This window comes from Colwellia sp. MB3u-55 (assembly GCF_014076785.1).
In the GTDB taxonomy this organism is placed as follows: domain Bacteria; phylum Pseudomonadota; class Gammaproteobacteria; order Enterobacterales; family Alteromonadaceae; genus Colwellia_A.
In genome coordinates this window covers 91,055-110,001 of sequence record NZ_JACGUS010000077.1, presented here as the reverse complement: position 1 = coordinate 110,001, position 18,947 = coordinate 91,055, and the positions used below count along the sequence as shown (strand labels likewise).

18 protein-coding genes are annotated in these 18,947 nt (G+C 37.2%); 10 read left to right on the top strand and 8 right to left on the bottom strand.

All coding sequences use genetic code 11. The annotated features are described in order from the left end of the window. From mrdA to H4J66_RS04610, 9 genes are all read left to right on the top strand, one after another. Nucleotides 1–1,998: a penicillin-binding protein 2 gene (mrdA, locus tag H4J66_RS04650; RefSeq protein ID WP_182171201.1), complete on the top strand. Its 1,998-nt coding sequence runs from the start codon at nt 1–3 to the stop codon at nt 1,996–1,998. After that, nucleotides 1,998–3,113 carry a rod shape-determining protein RodA gene (gene rodA / locus H4J66_RS04645; RefSeq protein ID WP_182171198.1) on the top strand — a complete coding sequence of 372 codons (1,116 nt, stop codon included), beginning with the start codon at nt 1,998–2,000 and terminating at the stop codon, nt 3,111–3,113. Before mrdA ends, rodA begins: the two co-directional genes overlap by 1 nt. 30 nt (nt 3,114–3,143) lie before the next feature. Continuing rightward, nucleotides 3,144–3,938: a septal ring lytic transglycosylase RlpA family protein gene (locus tag H4J66_RS04640; protein ID WP_310650622.1), complete on the top strand. Its 795-nt coding sequence runs from the start codon at nt 3,144–3,146 to the stop codon at nt 3,936–3,938. A gap of 102 nt (nt 3,939–4,040) precedes the next feature. Continuing rightward, a complete protein-coding gene (locus H4J66_RS04635; RefSeq protein ID WP_182171195.1) occupies nt 4,041–5,228 on the top strand; it encodes a serine hydrolase in 1,188 nt (395 codons plus the stop codon). Nucleotides 5,229–5,400: 172 nt separating this feature from the next. Then, a complete protein-coding gene (gene ybeD / locus H4J66_RS04630; protein ID WP_070376102.1) occupies nt 5,401–5,664 on the top strand; it encodes a DUF493 family protein YbeD in 264 nt (87 codons plus the stop codon). A 142-nt stretch (nt 5,665–5,806) separates the two neighbouring features. Further along, nucleotides 5,807–6,430 (top strand): lipoyl(octanoyl) transferase LipB, encoded by a 624-nt coding sequence (gene lipB, locus H4J66_RS04625; RefSeq protein ID WP_220463210.1) that lies wholly within the window; start codon nt 5,807–5,809, stop codon nt 6,428–6,430. Then, nucleotides 6,420–7,388, top strand: a complete 969-nt coding sequence (gene lipA, locus H4J66_RS04620; RefSeq protein ID WP_070376100.1) for a lipoyl synthase — start codon at nt 6,420–6,422, stop codon at nt 7,386–7,388. The genes lipB and lipA overlap by 11 nt, the downstream gene beginning before the upstream one ends. 247 nt (nt 7,389–7,635) lie before the next feature. Further along, nucleotides 7,636–8,016, top strand: a complete 381-nt coding sequence (locus tag H4J66_RS04615; RefSeq protein ID WP_070376099.1) for a GntR family transcriptional regulator — start codon at nt 7,636–7,638, stop codon at nt 8,014–8,016. Between the two features lie 10 nt (nt 8,017–8,026). Beyond that, nucleotides 8,027–8,890 (top strand): hypothetical protein, encoded by an 864-nt coding sequence (locus tag H4J66_RS04610; protein ID WP_182171192.1) that lies wholly within the window; start codon nt 8,027–8,029, stop codon nt 8,888–8,890. 78 nt (nt 8,891–8,968) lie between these two features. On the opposite strand, the gene H4J66_RS04605 is transcribed toward H4J66_RS04610, so the two are convergent. Together H4J66_RS04605 and H4J66_RS04600 are read right to left on the bottom strand one after the other, a co-directional pair. Further along, nucleotides 8,969–10,369, bottom strand: a complete 1,401-nt coding sequence (locus H4J66_RS04605; RefSeq protein ID WP_182171190.1) for a hypothetical protein — start codon at nt 10,367–10,369, stop codon at nt 8,969–8,971. Between the two features lie 132 nt (nt 10,370–10,501). Further along, nucleotides 10,502–10,834 (bottom strand): PBPRA1643 family SWIM/SEC-C metal-binding motif protein, encoded by a 333-nt coding sequence (locus H4J66_RS04600; RefSeq protein WP_182171187.1) that lies wholly within the window; start codon nt 10,832–10,834, stop codon nt 10,502–10,504. A gap of 220 nt (nt 10,835–11,054) precedes the next feature. Between H4J66_RS04600 and H4J66_RS04595 the strand changes: the two genes are divergently transcribed. After that, nucleotides 11,055–11,789: an EAL domain-containing protein gene (locus H4J66_RS04595; protein ID WP_182171184.1), complete on the top strand. Its 735-nt coding sequence runs from the start codon at nt 11,055–11,057 to the stop codon at nt 11,787–11,789. Between the two features lie 210 nt (nt 11,790–11,999). Here the strand turns inward: H4J66_RS04595 and H4J66_RS04590 are convergent, their stop codons facing one another. The 6 genes from H4J66_RS04590 to hscA form a co-directional block, all read right to left on the bottom strand. Continuing rightward, the gene (locus tag H4J66_RS04590; RefSeq protein WP_182171182.1) at nt 12,000–12,584 is read right to left on the bottom strand and encodes a YceI family protein; all 585 of its coding nucleotides are present in this window, start codon (nt 12,582–12,584) and stop codon (nt 12,000–12,002) included. Between the two features lie 35 nt (nt 12,585–12,619). After that, nucleotides 12,620–13,183: a cytochrome b gene (locus tag H4J66_RS04585; protein ID WP_182171376.1), complete on the bottom strand. Its 564-nt coding sequence runs from the start codon at nt 13,181–13,183 to the stop codon at nt 12,620–12,622. Between the two features lie 160 nt (nt 13,184–13,343). Continuing rightward, nucleotides 13,344–13,973, bottom strand: a complete 630-nt coding sequence (gene cobO / locus H4J66_RS04580; RefSeq protein ID WP_182171179.1) for a cob(I)yrinic acid a,c-diamide adenosyltransferase — start codon at nt 13,971–13,973, stop codon at nt 13,344–13,346. A 116-nt stretch (nt 13,974–14,089) separates the two neighbouring features. Beyond that, entirely contained in the window at nt 14,090–16,477 is a 2,388-nt protein-coding gene (locus H4J66_RS04575; RefSeq protein ID WP_182171176.1) for an EAL domain-containing protein, read from the bottom strand. Nucleotides 16,478–16,724: 247 nt separating this feature from the next. Then, on the bottom strand, nt 16,725–17,063 hold the full coding sequence (fdx, locus tag H4J66_RS04570; RefSeq protein ID WP_070376092.1) for an ISC system 2Fe-2S type ferredoxin: 339 nt from the start codon (nt 17,061–17,063) through the stop codon (nt 16,725–16,727). A 21-nt stretch (nt 17,064–17,084) separates the two neighbouring features. Beyond that, nucleotides 17,085–18,947, bottom strand: a complete 1,863-nt coding sequence (hscA, locus tag H4J66_RS04565) for a Fe-S protein assembly chaperone HscA (RefSeq protein ID WP_182171173.1) — start codon at nt 18,945–18,947, stop codon at nt 17,085–17,087.

The following is an 18,947-nucleotide window of genomic DNA, read 5'->3' as shown; positions in this document are numbered from 1 at the left end:
ATGGCATCGAACAAACGTGTTGCTATTCGAAACCATTCGGCAGAAGCTAATTTATTTGCACGCAGAACCTTTATTGCTTTTATCGGTATACTCGCTTTATTGTTAACCTTAATTAGCAATATCTACGAGTTAGAAATTAATTCTTATGAAAAATATCAAACTCGCTCTAATTCCAATCGAATAAAACTCCTTCCCGTTGCACCTAATCGCGGCCTAATTTACGATCGTAATGGCATTCTACTTGCTGATAACAAACCCGTTTATTCGCTGGAAGTTATTGCTGAGCAAACGGTTGATTTGAAGAAACACATTGTAGAAGTCAGTGAGTTGCTTGATATCAGTGAAGAAAAGCAGCAAAAGCTTTTTGAAGCGCTAAAAAGTAAACGACGCTTTAAACCGGTAGAACTGCACTCGCGGTTAAGCGCACAGCAAGTTGCATTATTCTCTGTCAATCAACACAAATTCCCTGGTTTTTTTATTGATGCTCGTCTTAAAAGATACTACCCATTTGGTGATTTAACGACCCACTCTTTGGGTTATGTTGCCCGCATTAACCTTAAAGATTCAATTCGTTTGGCCGAAGAAAATTTAGATGAAGATTATGCAGCAACCCGTAACATAGGTAAGCTTGGTTTAGAAAAATATTATGAAAATATTCTTCATGGCACTATTGGTCATCAAGAAGTTGAAATAAATAATCAAGGTCGTATTATAAGAACGCTTGATTATGCGCCCCCAATATCAGGCAAAAACTTAACCCTAAGTATTGATATTGAATTACAAATGATTGCTAAACGTGCCTTAGCTGGTAAGCGTGGCGCTGTAGTAGCAATTGATCCACGAAGTGGTGAAATATTGGCCATGTATTCAAACCCAAGTTATGACGGAAACTTATTTGTTCATGGCATTAGCAGTAAGAACTATCGTAAATTACTTAATCCTAAAAACGACAGACCCTTACTTAATCGAAGTGTACAAGGTTACCCACCCGCCTCAACAGTCAAACCTTTGCTCGGATTAACAGGATTAGAAGCAGGTGTAATCACCAATAAATCACGCTTCTACGACCCTGGCTGGTTTCAGCTAAAAGGTCTTGAACGTAAATACCGTGATTGGTGGGCGCCCGGTCATGGCTGGGTAGATCTTAATCAAGCCATTGAACACTCATGTAATGTTTTCTTTTATAATTTAGCGTACCAATTAGATATTGATACGATTACTGACATGATGGAAAAATTTGGTTTTGGCGATCTTACGGGTGTTGATATCTGGGAAGATAAACGCGCTATTTTGCCTGGTAGAGAAACCAAGCGTAGTCGATACAATAAACCTTGGTATACCGGCGATACAATCGCGGTTGGTATTGGTCAAGGCTACTGGACAGTAACACCGTTACAGCTAGCTCAAGCTTTTTCTATTTTAACGAATAAAGGCGACATTAAAATCCCACATTTTTTACGTGCTACTACAGAGTTAGTCGTGGAAGAAGTTCAAATCAATGAGGAGATCATTACCGCTGAGCGTGATGCTGATATGGTCAATAAAATGGTCACTAAGATGGCAGAATATGATGATAAACCTCCGATTATTTTAAAAGACAATAAACACTGGGATTTAGTGCTTGATGCTATGCATAACACGGCACAAAAGAAATATCCTGCATTTAAAGGTGCTCGCTATGACGCCGCAGGAAAGTCGGGTACAGCACAACTTATTGCAAAAAAACAAGATGAAAAATATGATGCAGAAGCCACTAAAGAAAGGCAGCGAAACAATGCTATGTTTGTCGCTTTTGCTCCTTATGAGAATCCAGAAATAGTGGTTGCTGTTGTCGTTGAAAATGTTTTAGAAGGCGGTGGTGGTTTTAATGCTGCGCCGGTAGCGCGCCAAGTTATGGATCAATATTTTGGTGATAGAGTCATTATTAGTACCGATAAAAGTAAGCATCCACAACACAATAATGTTTATGGTGTTGACAAAAACACAGGACGTAACTAGTGCGTAATATTGGCCATGATCAACAAAAGCAGCGAAGTCTCTGGCAAAGAATTCATATTGACTTGCCTCTTTTTTTGGGTATTTTAGCATTAATGACCTTAGGGCTATTTGTTGTTTATAGTGCAGGTGGCCAAGAAACTGCCATTGTTTACCGTCAAATAACCCGCTTAGGTATAGCATTGTTGGTGATGTTCGCCGTTGCTCAAATCCCTCCCCTTTCCTATCAAAAATGGGCGGTGCCCGTATTTATTTTAGGTTTGCTGCTCTTAATCGCCGTACTTTTATTCGGTCATATAGGTAAAGGCGCACAGCGTTGGTTAGACTTGGGTTTTATGAAATTTCAGCCTTCTGAAATAATGAAACTGATTGTCCCCATTATGATCGCTTGGTATGTTAGCCAATATGACTTACCCGCTAAAATATCGACCATCACCATTGCATTTATTTTAGTGTTATTGCCAACCTTATTAATTGCTAAGCAACCTGATTTAGGTACATCACTGTTAATCGCCAGTTCAGGTGTTTTTGTGATTTTTCTTGCCGGAGCAAGCTGGAAACTCATTATCGCTTGTATTGGCTTAGCATCGGCATTTGCACCCATTCTCTGGATGTTTTTGATGAAGCCCTATCAGAAGCAGCGTGTATTAACTTTTCTTGACCCAGAGCAAGACCCACTTGGCTCTGGATATCATATCATTCAATCAAAAATAGCCATTGGTTCAGGTGGTTTACATGGCAAAGGTTGGTTACAAGGTACACAGTCGCAACTAGAATTTTTACCTGAACGCCATACCGACTTTATTTTCGCGGTGTTTAGTGAAGAATTTGGCTTTGTAGGTGTCGCCGTACTGCTCAGTGTCTATTTAATAATAGTAATGCGAGGCTTATGGATTTCTGTCCATGCCGACCATGCATTCACAAAACTTTTAGCCGGTAGTATAACTTTAACCTTTTTCGTTTATGTTTTTGTCAATATAGGTATGGTGTCTGGATTATTGCCTGTTGTTGGCGTTCCTTTGCCCTTAGTCAGTTACGGTGGAACATCGATGGTGACATTACTTGCAGGTTTTGGCATGCTAATGGCGATTAGTACCCACAAGCGTTTTATTGCTTAAATTGATTAACAACATAAAAAGAATCTGCCAGTGAAAATACAATTATTAGTAATCACGCTTTTAGTCTCGATTTCTGCCTGCAGTGTCAATACCGGACGCTATCAACAACACAAAGATAGTATGCCCAGCCGAGCCCCTACCGCAAGTGAGCTTATTGATATTACGCCAAGAGCAGAACCCCATAGTAGAGGCGGTAATAGAAGCCAGTATCAAGTGCGCGGCAAAACTTATTCGGTATTAAAAAGTGCTGAAAATTTTAGCCAAACGGGTATTGCTTCCTGGTATGGTGAAAAATTCCATGGTCATTTAACCTCAAATGGTGAAATTTATAATATGTACGCTATGAGTGCGGCTCATAAAAATTTACCCCTACCCACTTACTTAAAAGTCACTAACAACGCCAATAGTCAATCAGTAATTGTTAGAGTAAATGACCGCGGACCCTTTCATCAAAACCGAATTATTGATTTATCGTACAGTGCGGCTTATAAACTGGGTATGATGAAAACAGGGGTGGCTAATGTAACGATCACTGCTATTACTGATTTTTCTGTTACTGAGATAAATGAAAAACTGACTGAAAACAACTTATCTACAGATAGTGAACAACGTAAATATATTCAAGTTTTCGCCACTAAGAATGAAGTGCTTGCCAATAAAACAGCCCAAGCCCTAGAGAATTTATATCAAATAAATACCATAATCCCAATGAATGATAGCCTTTTTCGTGTACAAATGGGCCCAATCAACGATGAAGAGGCGTTAAACACACTATTGACCAGTTTAAAAAAATCAGGTTATCCAAAAGCATTTAGTCTGAAGTAATCATTCGTAACAATTTGCCACGATAGCACCATAGCAATCAGTAACAAAGATGGTATACTCCTAAAAAATTCTTCTTTTATCATTCAGTTTCGTAGGAATATTATGACTTACCCATTAGCTAAAAAAACGGCTAAAACCTCAACAAAACTTCTCTGCCTTTTAGGCGCAATTTTTTTAACTTTTTCATCTTTTTCCCAAGCATTAACCATTATTCCCTCACCACCAGAAGTTAAAGCAAAAGGTCATATCCTTATTGATTTCAATACAGGTAAAGTTCTTGCAGAGAGTAATGCCGATGCTTTGTTAGCGCCCGCTAGCTTAACAAAGATGATGACCAGTTATATCATAGGTAAAGAATTAGCCAGTGGCAATATCAACAACACTGACTTAGTTAAAGTCAGTGAAAAAGCTTGGGCAAAGAACTTCCCGGGTTCATCGCTTATGTTTATTGAAGTTGGTACTGAAGTTTCTGTAGAGTTATTAAATCAAGGGATTATTGTCGCTTCAGGTAATGATGCTTGTGTTGCTATGGCTGAACATATTGCCGGTAGCGAAGGTACCTTTGCTCAGTTAATGAATGGTTATGCGGCAGAACTAGGAATGAGTTCTAGTTATTTTGAAAACAGCCACGGTCTAGACAGCCAAGAACACAAGACAACACCCCGTGATATGGCAACACTGGCAATGGCACTTATTCGAGATGTACCAGAAGAATATAAAATTTATAGCCAAAAAGTTTTTAGCTATAACAATATTAAACAATACAACCGTAATAATTTATTATGGGATAAAAGCATGAATGTTGACGGTTTAAAAACTGGTCATACCGCTCAGGCAGGTTACAGTTTAGTTTCATCCGCTACCAAAGGCGGAATGCGCTTAGTTAGTGTCGTTATGGGGACGGAAAGCGAACGAGCAAGAAAAGTTGAGAGTAAAAAGTTACTTAATTATGGCTTTCGCTTCTTCGAAACCTATACCCCTTATAAAGCGGGTGATAAATTTGCTACCAATAGAGTTTGGATGGGCGATGTAAAAGAAGTCGACTTGGGTATTTTACTCGATACACCTATTACAGTTCCGCGTGGTCAACGTAAAAATTTAGCAGCCAGTATCGAACTTGACCAACAATTAAAAGCACCGTTAGCTAAGGGAACCGTTGTTGGTAAACTATTTTTACGCTTAGACGGCGAAGACATTGCAGAATACCCATTAGTAACTTTGCAAGAAGTTAATGAAGGCGGCATGTTCAGCAAGTTAGTCGACTATGTGAAACTACAATTTGTGAACTAGTTAGCAAATAAAAAATGTGTCATTTTAAACTCGGCTCATGCCGAGTTTTTTATTATTAAGACAAAATGGTGATTAATAATAAAAGCGGTAAATACAATGATCACATTTTATTTGATTAATGATAAAATACCCCCAGATTGACTACTGACCAAGTACTATTTAGAGAGAGAAAATGAAAACCAAGTTTGATGAATTATTAGAATTTCCGACCGTACTTAACTTTAAAGTTATGGGCGTTGCTTGCGACGAATTACCTGATTTAGTGATTAATGAACTACAAAAGCATGCACCCGGTGATTACTCTCCTAAAATTAAAGCCAGTTCGAAAGGGACTTACCATTCGCTTTCAATTGCGGTGACGGTTACCAGTAAAGAGCATATCGAAACAATTTATACAGAATTAACGGCTATTGATATCGTCCGCTACGTTCTTTAAAAAAATGACGCTTTTGCGTAACGATAATAACCTTAGTATTTGTCCGGTGTATTCCCATTATTATTTGGATATAATCGACATCAATAGAATTAAGTGAAGTATAAACTTGAAAAATTCGTTAATCATTCGACAACTTGCCACTATGGACTACACCAAAGTTTGGCAAGGGATGCAAAAATTTACCGATGATCGTAACGAAGACACTCAAGATGAACTTTGGTTAGTCGAGCATCCAGCCGTTTTCACACAAGGGCAAGCAGGTAAAGAAGAACACTTGTTAATGCCGGGTGATATAGAAGTAGTAAAAGTAGATCGTGGCGGACAAGTGACTTATCACGGCCCTGGTCAACAAGTTATCTACTTTATGATAAATTTACGTCGACGAAAGATGGGCGTGCGTGATTTAGTAACACTACTTGAAAATGGCTTAATTGCCGCATTAGCTGATTTTAACATTATCGCCAAAGCTAGACCTGACGCACCAGGGGTTTATGTTGGCGAAAAGAAAATTGCATCGTTAGGTTTACGAGTGCGTAAAGGTTGCTCTTTTCACGGTTTGGCACTGAATGTAAATATGGACTTATCACCCTTTCTTCGGATAAATCCTTGTGGTTATCAAGGACTAGAAATGGTGCAAACAGCCGATATCAGTCAATTAACAGATACTGCTCAAGCAGGTGAATCCTTAGTAAAACACCTCGCTAAATTATTAAATACCAATAATATCAGTTATAAAACTGGTTGGGACGAAATGAATGACCACTAAAACAACTCGAGTTATCCCTGGCACAAAAATGCGTGATGCAGAAAAAATGGCGCATATCCCTATTCAAATTGTGCCCTCAGAGCGTGAAACCATGCTTAGAAAGCCTAAATGGTTACGTATTAAACTACCTCGTACGACAGAACGGATTGACAGTATAAAAGCAGCGCTACGTAAACATGACTTACATTCAGTCTGTGAAGAAGCTTCTTGTCCAAACTTATCCGAGTGTTTTAACCACGGTACCGCCACTTTTATGATCTTAGGTGATATCTGTACACGCCGTTGTCCTTTTTGTGATGTTGGCCACGGTCGACCTTTAGCCCCTAAAGTCGATGAGGCTAAAAAGTTAGCACTAACACTTAAAGATATGAAACTGAAATACGTGGTGATCACTTCGGTTGACCGTGATGATTTACGTGATGGTGGCGCTCAACAGTTTGCTGATTGTATTACTGAAATAGCTATACATGCACCAAATACTAAAGTTGAGATTTTAGTCCCTGATTTTCGTGGTCGTATGGACCGTGCCTTAGAAATTTTAAATGCTAATCCTCCACATGTATTTAATCATAATTTAGAAACAGCACCACGTCTTTATACTAAAGCACGTCCAGGCGCTAACTACCAATGGTCGTTAGATTTACTGAAAAAATTTGGCGAAGCCAATCCAGAAGTTCCGACAAAGTCAGGTTTAATGGTTGGCTTAGGTGAAACAGACGAAGAAATTTTACAAGTTATGCGCGACCTCCGAAGCCATGGCGTCACTATGCTTACCATTGGTCAGTATTTACAGCCGAGTAAACATCATTTACCGGTAGAACGCTACGTTCACCCTGATGTTTTCGATATGTATCAAGCTGAAGCTATTAAGATGGGCTTTAACCATGCAGCCTGTGGGCCTTTAGTGCGTTCAAGCTATCATGCTGATAAACAAGCCGCAGGAGAAGAAGTTAAGTAATCCCCTTTGTAAATAACCTTAAGCCTGAATATCTCGATATCACTGATATCACCGAAATATTCAGGCTTTATTGTATACGACCTCTGTACCCACACATCCACGCAAGAACATGATTTTATTAATATAAATCAAAAACACTTTTCTTAATACCTCAATAGTTCAAAAAACAAACTATTTTTACTTGCCTTGATCGATGTTATAGTTGTACCATCACCACACACGGAACAACTGGAGCAGACAAAGAAATATGGAAATTACCATTAATATAGAAGATCCGATGCCGTTATTTACACAACTCGTTGAACAAATAAAATCAGCGGTTATTAGCGATAAGGTTAGACCGGGAGACCCACTTCCTTCGATTAGACAATTGGCTAATGATTTAGAGCTCAACAGTAAAACTGTTGCTAAAGCTTACAAATTATTAGAACGAGACTTAGTCATTCAAAGCAAAGGTTATCGAGGTACCTTTGTTCACCCTGATGCAATCGTAAATAGTAAGATGGATTTAAATGCTGATGTTTTAGCACAGTTAGATAATGCTATTTCTGCCTGTAAAACGGCAGGGGTAACCGACTCAGAAATACGTATTGCTTTTAGTAGTGCAATGAACAGTAAAAACAATTAAGGAGCAGAAGATGTCTATTAACATTTTATTTTACACATTATTTTTAAGCCAAATTATACTCATTTCATACTATTACCCTAAGCAAATAATTAAAAAAATTGATGGGGTTTTAAAAAATTTTCCGCCGGAGAGTTATCCAAAACTTTACCCTGAGTCAACTGAACAGGTGAACGTAGCTAAGGTTCGTTATCGATTACTTAATCAAATAATACTGGTTATTGGTCTGATATTACTGGGGTTCTATGTTTTGATGTCAAAAGATTATAATGATAAGCAGAAATTTGCAGAAGGGTTACCCTTAATGTTTGGTATGGTGCAGTTTATCCCCTATATGTTGTTAGAAGTCTCTGGGTGTAAACAATTTAAACTGATGAGAAAAGCCAATAAGCGTACCAGTCGTACCGCAGATTTGACCCCACGTCACTTGTTCAATTATGTTTCACCTTTATTGGTTATTTCAGCTGTGGTGTTATTATTTTCTTATATTTTATTTGATTTATATATTCATGATTTTGCGATTACCAGCGACTTGATGATTAAAATAGTAACACTAAGTTTAGTACATGCACTCTTTATTGGTTTAGCCGTTTGGCACCTTACCGGCAAACGTTTAGATCCCCACCAAGCCGTGAAAGATAGAAGTAGTCAAACTCAATTTGCTTTACAATCAATGGGCTCAGTGAGTATTTTCTTAAGCTTATTTTTAATGGCAAATACAGCAGTTGATGTTTATCAACTAGGTTATATGGAGATAATTATTAACAGTATCTACTTTCAAGTTATTGCCTTTGTTGGTATTGGCGGTATGCTTAGAACCGTTAAAATAGAGACGATTGATTTTGATGTTTATAAGGCCGATAATTCGATAGTTTAGCGATTGATTAACCGCTAATTTTATTATGGCCAGTTCAACGACAAATAATATATTTGCAAATAAACTGGCCAACTTATACTAAAGTGGATTTCCTTCAAAATTTTGTTCTGATTTCATCCCTTCGATGTTAATGATTTTCGAACGATTCATTGTTATTTTAAAACGCTGAATGTATTGTTTAGTTTTATTACCCGGTATTTTTTGCTCTTGCACAACCGCTAAATTTATCTGATAACGTCGTTCAACACCTTGATTAGATATCTTGCTGCCATCAAGGGCATATAAACGCCCTTCTCCTTTTTTCAAAAAACGCACAAAAGGTGTTAAATTAAAAAACATCTGGTGCTGAATCTCTTTAAAGCCAGGGATAAACTCTTTAGCAATAACTTTTGAATTACAGCGAAAATGTAAAAGTTGTGCCGCTTGCTTGTTTTGTTGACGGCGTTGTTGAAAATGTTTATTAACAATATCAGGTAAGTCTTTGTTCTTAATATAATCAAGCCATAGGGTTTGCATAGACATTTTATTTTTAGACATACTATCGGTAAATACATGCTGCCACTTGGGTCGTCCTCGCTGAATTTTTCGCCAAAGATAGCGTGTGAGATCATCCTTAAATATTTCACGGACACCATAAATCACCCCTAAAAAAGTGATCAGTACTAAAGTTACTTCGTTAAATGCTGAGCGAGCGTTGAGCACAATTGACATCACGAACGCCATAACGACAGCGGTAATGCTACCACGAACTAAGCGTCTTAGATTATTGTCTAGGTCATGAGTGGTTCTTTTAAAGACCACACCGAATTCACTTAATCGCTGCAACAAGCGCATTTTGTTAGTGATACGATTTGGGTCTGCTAGCGTAATTTTTGAATTATACTGGCGCTCTGTTCGGTAATTATTTTCTTGGCGACACAAGGCAAACAACACCTCTCGGGTTTCTGCATGTTCTGAGCTTTTTGGTCCATTGGCAAGCAAATTAAGAAATGACTGTTCGGTGTACCAGCTTAAGTAATTATCTACATTTTCAAAGTAAGAACTTAGTTTTTGATCTAAAGGAGTATAGCGGCGCAGTTTTTTTAACAAGCTTTGTGTTTGCTCAACCAATTCAAGTGCATATTGATAAAAAATTTCGATATCTTTTTTTTGTAAGGCTTGCTTAATATCTGTTTCGAGTGCGACCCTAAATTGATAAGAAAATAAGTTTAAGTTACTGCGATAGTCGCCCTGTTCACCCTTTTTTTGGCTTATAAATCGGCTACGAACTAAAGGTAAATGCACTTGGCGAGAAAAGTAAGCACTATGGCTTCGAATACTGCTGTGAAAGTAATTATCTTCACTGAGGGTAATAGCATTAATGCCCATTTCTTCGGGAATAGAAAAATAAAGATCAAAACGTTGTGATTCTTGTGGTGATAATTGCTGGCTAACTTTAAATGATAAATTTTCATCTTGCGTTAAGCTGATTTTTTTCACTTAATGATCCTCTCCTATTAACAACAACTGAGGGGTAAGTATCTGTCAATTTTACTCTTTTTACCATAATTGCTTTAATAAAAAAGGCCGAGAAATAATTTCTCAGCCTTTTTTATTAAAGCTATGACTCATTTATCCACAGCATTTTTTATATTTTTTAGTACTTCCACAAGAACAAGGATCGTTTCTGTTCGGTGTTTTATCAAAACGCTGTGTTTTAGGGACATTTAATGCCGCTTCTAGCTCAACAATATTTTCTTTTACATCAGCATTAATTTCAATGTTAGCAATAAAATTGTGCTCAGTAACAATAGCGATAACTTCTTGCTGTCTTTCTTTTGATGCAACAACAAGCATTAATGGTTTTGCTGCACTACCGAGCTTAACGCCACGATTAGGTTTATAACCTGCACTGCCGTGAGTGCCCATAACATCAGGAGTACCGCGATAAAAAAATTTAGACATAAAAGCACCTTAATTGAATGTGAGTGCCGAATAATCAGCCATTAAAAAATTCGCGCGAATTTTAACAGCTAAACGTAATTTTAGCTAAATTTATATGTTTCTATAGCGCTAATCTTATTAGCAATATAACCAACAGCTTCACATGATAATAATTATCATTTACAATGGAGATTATATTTAAGCTGTAGGACAGGTTAGTCCTATGGCAACCTGAACATTTATGAAAAATAAAACTCATCTTCCACCCTCCACTTTGATAGATCTGATGGAAAGTCAGCGCTATGGCGTTGAATATCAACCTATTGTTTGCATCAAAAGCCAAGAAATATTTGCCTATGAATGTTTATCACGGTTTTTTACTAAAGATAACTTAGCGATACGACCTGATCTTGTTTATTCTTCTTTACATGACAGTCCACTCAGTTTGTTTCAAGTAGAATACCAACAAAAAAAATTACAACTCGCCTATGCTCCCAGTAAGATAGACATTTTTGTTAATTTAGACCAAGACTCTTATTTTTCAACGGGGACTTTAAAGGATGACAATCCATTTTTGAAATTATTTAAAGATTTCAAAAAATCTAAAATCATTGTTGAGCTCATCGAAAATTCAGAAATAAATGACGCTATTATGAGCTTAGCGATGATTGATAACCTATCAAAAAATAACATTCATACCGCTATAGACGATCTCTGTAATCCACAGTCTATGGTGTCGATGGCTGTGATTCAGCTTGTTGAATATATCAAACTTGACAGATATGTCGTCACTAATAGGTCTAACCGTAACTTTATGTTACTCGTTGAGTCGATGATCAACTATGCGCGAAATACTGGTAAAAAGGTTATCTTAGAAGGCGTAGAAACCGCAGAAGATTTATGCTTCGCAAAACAGTTAAATGTTGATTTTGTTCAAGGCTTCTTTTACCGAAAAAAATTTAAAAAGGTAAGTTAATCCATAAGAATCTTCTTGTATTATTTTAAATAAAAATATAAATAAACACAATAAAAACTATTACTGTTTATAAATATCACCGATAAAATCGCTGTAATTTTATAAAAATAAAGCCAGCACTGATGCTGGCTTTATTTTTATCAAGTAAATTAATATGATTATCTGATAGTGTCTAAAAATAAAAACATCGGTAAGACGTTTAACCAATGACTATTTTCTGATGCCTTCTATATGTAATTCTAATTCAACATGTGATGAAGCAGGTCCTAACGTGTCTGGAATACCAAAATCAACTAAACCAATTTTTGTTGTTCCACTAAAGCCAACACGATAACCACCCCAAGGATCTTTACCCTCACCAATTTTTATCGCGTCAATAATAATGTCTTTACTAACACCGTGTAAGGTTAAAGTGCCGTTAATTGCTAATTTATTTTGACCATTATCAGTAATGCTAGTGCTAACAAATTTTGCACTTCCAAACTTATCCACATCAAGAAAGTCATCACTACGAACATGCTTATCACGTTCGCCATGGTTAGTATTTAAGCTAGTGGTATCCACCAACATTTCAATTTTAGCCGTAGATAAATCAGCTGCATCATAACTAAAACTGCCACTAAACTTATCAAAACGTCCCATTAACCAACTGTAACCCAAATGCTTAATTTTGAAGTTAACGGAAGCATGCGCGCCTTTGTAATCTACGATGTAGTCTGCTGCATTAACTGTGGGTGTGAAAGCAGACGTCATAAGTAGCGTTGGCAATATTGAGGCAAGTAATAATTTTTTCATGTGAGTCCTTTTTTATTTAATCGTATGAATAAAGTCTATTGATTGTTTAAACGCTGATAACCAAGCATTCTTGTTAATGTGTTATCTTTATCGATAAAATGATGCTTTAGCGCTGCTAATGCATGTAAAACAACAGAACACATCAATAGGTAAGCAAGATATTTATGCACCGCACCGGCAAGGTCTTCCTGATTAGTAAACAGTTCACCAAAACTCATTATTGATATCAACTGAAAAACTTCAATTGCACGTCCATCAGCCGTAGAAATTAAATAACCACAGATCATTAAAATAAACAGCGCAGTATACAAAAATACATGCATAAAATGTCCAAGTTTTTTTTCTGTATCGCTATGTGTTTTAAGCGCTTTTGGTTTTATCTGAGCGCTGCGCCAAATAAAACGAAAAATCATTACAAAGAACAAGAGTATACCAATACTTTTATGAAGATCAGGCCCTTGTTTATTCCAAGGATTGTAATAATCGAGATCAACCATCCAGTAGCCTAAAGCAAAGAGCCCAATAACGGTTAACGCAACGAACCAGTGTAAAAAGATACTGACCCAGCCATAGTGCTTTGTGGTGTTTTTGATGTTAATTTGGATGTTCATTAGCATATTACTATTTAGTTTACTGTTAATAATACTACAGGGGTTTCGTGAACAGATTAAGTCGCTAAAGCGTGATTCATTGTTTCCATATAGCTTCTAATTAAGTCGATAATATAACGAGACCCGTGCTTTTAGTAGATTACCTACTTTACCAGTCAAGTCCTTTTTGTGCTTTAACGCCAGCTTTAAAAGCGTGCTTAATTGGTTGAACTTCAGATACAGTATCAGCCAACTCGATTAGACGGCGATGACAAGCGCGTCCTGTTATAAGTACATGCTGCATTTTAGGTCTATTATTCAATGCCTCAATGACTTCGTCTAGTTCAATATAGCCATAAGTCACCATGTAGGTCATTTCATCAAGTAAAACAATATCAAGCGTTTCATCACTCAACATTTCCTTACTTTTTTGCCAAGCAACTTTTGCTGCTACTACATCAGTTTCAGTACTTTGTGTTTCCCAGGTAAAGCCGGTTCCCATAACATGGTGCTTAACAGCGAATTGTTTGAGAATATTCATCTCACCACATTCCCATTGAGTGCCTTTAATAAACTGTACCACACCAGCTTTTTGGCCGTGACCAATAGCACGCAATACCGTACCAAAACCAGAGGTACTTTTACCTTTGCCATTACCCGTTATTACTACAAAAACACCACGTTCTTCTGTTGCTTGAGCAATTCGTTGGTCAACGTTAGCTTTAATTTTCTTTTGACGTTCAATATGCTTTTTTTCTTTGGCCGCTGCTTTATCAGCCGCCGAGGGTAAATCACACATATTATTTCCTATTTAACGGTAACGATTGAAAGTACCCGGCGCTTTAATATTTTTATACATTATTTATAATTGACAGAAAGGCTTAAAGTCAAGGTATATTAATTTAACAACAAACCTTAGCTTACTCTGTTTAAGAAGAAGCGCTTAAAGTCGCTCTCAAGTAATGGTTTAGCAATATGATATCCTTGGCCTAAATCGCAACCAATCTCTTTAAGCTTCTGATATTGTTCCACAGTTTCAATCCCCTCTGCGGTAGTTTTAATATTTAAGGATTTAGCTAAATTAACCACAGCTTCCAGTATCAAGACCTTACTATTGACTGCATTTAAGTCGTCAACAAAGCTTTTATCTATTTTTAAAAAGTCTAAAGAAAATTGGTGCAAATAACTTAACGATGAAAAGCCGGTTCCAAAATCATCTAGGGCAACCGAGATATTAATACTTTTCAAAATGTCTAAATGGTTTTTGACCGCGTCAACGTTTAGGATGAGGCTTTCTTCAGTGATTTCTACACATAATCGATCAGTAATATCGGCAGATATCAGGTGCTGGTCTTGTAAATAGCCAATAAAGTCTTTAGATGCAAAACCTGATGTTGAAACGTTAACACTCAATTTAAATTGTTTTGGTAACCAGTCAACCCATAAATTTAATTTACTGACCGCAAGCTTGAGCATATAAAGATCAAGCTGTACTATCTGACCTGATTTTTCTAAAATGGGAATAAAAAAATCGGGATACAAAAGCCCTAATTTAGGATGCTGCCAACGTACTAGTATTTCAGCACCAATAACCTTGCCACTGTCAAAATCAATCAAGGGTTGGTAATTACCGACAAACTCTGAATTTTTAACCGCATTATCAAAATCATACTCAACTTTGACATTGGTTGATTTATTTTGTTCTTCGAGCGCTTCGAAGAAAACATACTGATTGCGCCCTTTCAACTTAGCTTGATACATCGCATGATCGGCATCAATCAATAATTGTTCGGCGCTTTCACTTGAATTGTTATAAGTCGCTATACCGATACTGACACTGCTAAAGATATTCAAACTGTCGATATTGAAGGCAGAGGCCGTAGCGACAAGAATACTTTCAGTTATACGGCAGATAGTCTCATAATCAATTTTCCCATCAAGTAGTATGGCAAATTCATCGCCACCTAAGCGAGCTAACGTATCAGTATTTCTTAATATAGTCATTATTGCTTGCGCTATACCAATCAGTAATTTGTCGCCAACATGATGACCATAAGTATCATTAATTTGCTTAAACCTGTCTACATCAATAAATAATATCGCTATATTGTCTTGGCGATTATTCTGGCAATGTAAAAATGCATGTTGGGTTCTGTCTTTGAATAGCGAACGATTCGGTAAATTGGTTAAAGGATCATGTAAGGCTAAAAATTGTAACTTTTGTTTAGCCTCCATTCTTTCGATGGCATTATTGATATGCTTAGCAACAAACATTAACAATTGTTTGTCTTTTTCTTGAAATAAGAATTCAGTACTATAACTTTGTACGACAACTATGCCCTTATTTATCCCACTACCAAAAGGCACTCCTAACCAGGCTTTGGGGATGTTACCACGAATATAGATGGCTTTTTCATCAAGCATCTTTTGAATATCTTCTTCATAAAATAGAAAAGGCTGGTCTTTAGCTAACGCATAACCAGTAATACTTAAAAAATTAGGATCGATATTAATACTAGTAAACGTTGAGCTATCATCAAACTCATCAATAGCATAAGGAAAATCTATTGTTTGACCATCATCTTTTAATAGTGCGACAAAAAAGTTTTTCGCCAAGGTCAGTCTGCCAATACACTGGTGCAAATATTGATAAAACTCATCAATATTTTTAGTTTTAAAGATAATTTCTGCTATTTCAAACAGTGCATCTTGAATTTTATTGGCATACTCTAAATTTTCGATGACCTCTTCTAGGCCATCGACTTTAATAATTTGAGAAATTTTCATTGCGGTAATTGTTGCTAACGCAGTGAGTGTTTTCAGATGATACTCAGTATAAAAATTAACTCTGGCATGTTCAGAATCAATAACACCTAATAATTGCTGCTGAAATAAAATAGGAACAGCTAACTCAGATAAAGTTGTTTCATCCTCAACAATATAGCTTTCAAACTCACGGGTATCTTTTACCAATATCGGTTGTTTAGTCGCAGCAACTTTCCCTATAACACCTTTATTAAAAGGTATAATCATAGAGTTAGACGAAGTATCTCTTATTGAACTAGTACTAATTTCACCCTCATTGAAGGATTTTTTTTTGTCAAAGCCCGACATTCGACTTAACGTCATCCCCCCTGAATCTAAAGTGTAAATAACGGCATCTTCAAAACCTAATTTTTCGACAATATTTTGAGCTAAATATTGCCAAATTTCACTTGGGGTATTTAATAACAATATATCAGTCGCAAACTGATTAGTGATGGTTAAGCTTTTTATCGTTTCTGATTTAGATAGTTCGGACAAATTCATTATGCCTAAAGTTATTTTTAAAATATATTGACTATTATTGAGCGATTACAACACGTAAATATTTATGGTGAGTAGAGCAAATTTTTAATGTCCTGTCTATTTATCTCAGTAATACAGTTGATTTAGCCGTACGGAAAGGTTGACTAAAGTCCCCCCTAAAAAATAGTTATAGGGTGCTACAACAAAAAAGGGCAGTAACATTAACATGTTACTGCCCTATCTATCAAATTGAGAAAAATGACTAGTGGTTTTCAGAAACCATATTGACCGTATATTTTGGGATTTCAACAACTAGGTCTTCATCACCAACAAGCGCTTGACAGCCTAAACGAGACTCAGGCTCTAATCCCCAAGCTCTATCTAGCATGTCATCTTCAAGTTCATCACTTTCTGCAATTGAATCAAAACCTTCACGTATGATCATATGACAAGTAGTACAAGCACATACTTTTTCACAAGCATGCTCAACGCCAATATCATTACGCAGTGCAACATTAAGTACACTTTCACCTTTTTCTGCCTCAACCACTGCACCATCTGGGCATAAGTCTTCGTTAGGAAGGAATATAATTTTCGCCATTTTCTTAGCTCCTAAAAGTTTTTAAACTTCGTCTACTGAATGTCCTGCTAGTGCTGTTTTTATCGAAGAATCCATACGACGTTCAGCAAAAATAGCGGTACTTTCATTTAATATTTCAATAGCTGCTTCAATATCATCGGCAACCGTGCTTTGGGCAATCTTCGCTAAAGCGGTTATTGCATTGTTTATTGTGGTAATTTCGTCATGATTTAGTAATGCGCTGTCATTAATCAGTGCCGATTGTACTGATTCAATAACTCGTGAGGCTTCAACTTGTTGTTCTTTCAACATACGCGCTTGTATATCTTGCTGAGCATTGCTCATTGAATCTCTGAGCATTTGAGTAATTTCCTGCTCTTCTAAACCAAAAGAGGGCTTCACCGTGATACCTGTTTCAATCCCTGTTGACTTCTCCATGGCTGACACTTCTAATAAACCGTCAGCGTCAACTTTAAACGTAACACGAATATGAGCAGCACCAGCAGTCATCGCTGGGATACCACGCAATTCAAATCGAGCTAACGAACGACAATCTTCAACAAGCTCACGTTCACCTTGCAACACATGAACAGCCATAGCCGTTTGGCCATCTTTAAAGGTCGTAAACTCTTGTGCTTTAGCAACAGGAATTGTCGTATTTCTAGGAATAACTTTTTCAACCAATCCACCCATCGTTTCTAGGCCGAGTGATAAAGGAATAACATCAAGTAACAAAATATCGCTGTCGGGCTTATTACCCGCCAAAATATCGGCTTGAATCGCAGCGCCAATGGCAACCACTTTATCGGGGTCAATAGACGTTAACGGTAAGCGATTAAAATATTTTTCAACCTGTTGGCGAACGATAGGAACACGTGTTGAACCACCAACCATCACCACTTCAATGACTTCATCAACACTAATATCAGCATCTTTTAATGCGCGTCGACAGGCACGTAATGTTTTAGTTACTAAGGTATTGATTAAAGATTCAAACATCACACGATTAACTTCACCATGTTTTTCATCACCATTTTCTAGCGTTAATGAGAAATTAATAACTTCATTTTCTGTAAGTTGTTCTTTAACGTAACAGGCCTGCTGTAACAATTGACGCTCTGTTGTTGCTGACAATGGTCGTTGCAAACCCGTCTGTTCGATAATGTGGTCAACAAGAAGATTGTCAAAGTCATCACCACCTAGCGCTGAATCACCACCGGTCGCTAATACTTCAAAGACACCTTTATTGAGACGTAATACTGAGATATCAAAGGTGCCACCGCCTAAATCATAAACGGCAACAATACCTTCTTTGCCACTGTCTAAACCATAAGCGACCGCAGCCGCAGTAGGCTCATTAAGTAAACGTAAAACTTTAAGGTCGGCAAGTTTTGCCGCATCTTTGGTACTGTGGCGCTGGGCATCATCAAAGTAAGCAGGCACAGTGATAACAACACCGGTCAACTCACCACCTAATGTATGTTCAGCACGTTGCTTTAAGCTTTTTAATATCTCTGCCGATACTTGCACTGGGTTTACTTCGCCAGTACGTGTAGTGATGCTCGGATGACTTTCGTCACCTGAAAAGGAATATGGCAGTGAAGGGTATTTTTTGCGGATATCAGCTAATGAACGACCAATTAGGCGTTTAGCTGAGACAATTGTATTTTCTGGATCACTTACCGAATGTGCTTTAGCAGCATGGCCTACCAAGACTTCATTCGCTTGGTAACTCACCACTGAGGGTAATATATCTCGACCTTCGTCATCAACTAAGGTTTCAGATAAACCACTTTTAACGCTGGCGATAAGAGAGTTAGTTGTACCTAAATCAATACCTGCGGCGAGGCGATGTTCATGAGGAACCGTGCTTTGGCCAGGTTCAGCTATTTGTAATAACGCCAT

Excerpts from the sequence above, each read along its gene's own strand:
- hscA (WP_182171173.1), bottom strand. The coding sequence starts at position 18,947 with ATGGCGTTATTACAAATAGCTGAACCTGGCCAAAGCACGGTTCCTCAT.
- H4J66_RS04600 (WP_182171187.1), bottom strand. The coding sequence starts at position 10,834 with ATGTCTAAATTTTTTTATCGCGGTACTCCTGATGTTATGGGCACTCAC.
- fdx (WP_070376092.1), bottom strand. The coding sequence starts at position 17,063 with ATGGCGAAAATTATATTCCTTCCTAACGAAGACTTATGCCCAGATGGT.
- H4J66_RS04610 (WP_182171192.1), top strand. The coding sequence starts at position 8,027 with ATGTCTATTAACATTTTATTTTACACATTATTTTTAAGCCAAATTATA.
- lipA (WP_070376100.1), top strand. The coding sequence starts at position 6,420 with ATGACCACTAAAACAACTCGAGTTATCCCTGGCACAAAAATGCGTGAT.
- H4J66_RS04635 (WP_182171195.1), top strand. The coding sequence starts at position 4,041 with ATGACTTACCCATTAGCTAAAAAAACGGCTAAAACCTCAACAAAACTT.
- ybeD (WP_070376102.1), top strand. The coding sequence starts at position 5,401 with ATGAAAACCAAGTTTGATGAATTATTAGAATTTCCGACCGTACTTAAC.
- H4J66_RS04595 (WP_182171184.1), top strand. The coding sequence starts at position 11,055 with ATGAAAAATAAAACTCATCTTCCACCCTCCACTTTGATAGATCTGATG.
- mrdA (WP_182171201.1), top strand. The coding sequence starts at position 1 with ATGGCATCGAACAAACGTGTTGCTATTCGAAACCATTCGGCAGAAGCT.
- H4J66_RS04615 (WP_070376099.1), top strand. The coding sequence starts at position 7,636 with ATGGAAATTACCATTAATATAGAAGATCCGATGCCGTTATTTACACAA.
- lipB (WP_220463210.1), top strand. The coding sequence starts at position 5,807 with ATGGACTACACCAAAGTTTGGCAAGGGATGCAAAAATTTACCGATGAT.
- H4J66_RS04590 (WP_182171182.1), bottom strand. The coding sequence starts at position 12,584 with ATGAAAAAATTATTACTTGCCTCAATATTGCCAACGCTACTTATGACG.
- cobO (WP_182171179.1), bottom strand. The coding sequence starts at position 13,973 with ATGTGTGATTTACCCTCGGCGGCTGATAAAGCAGCGGCCAAAGAAAAA.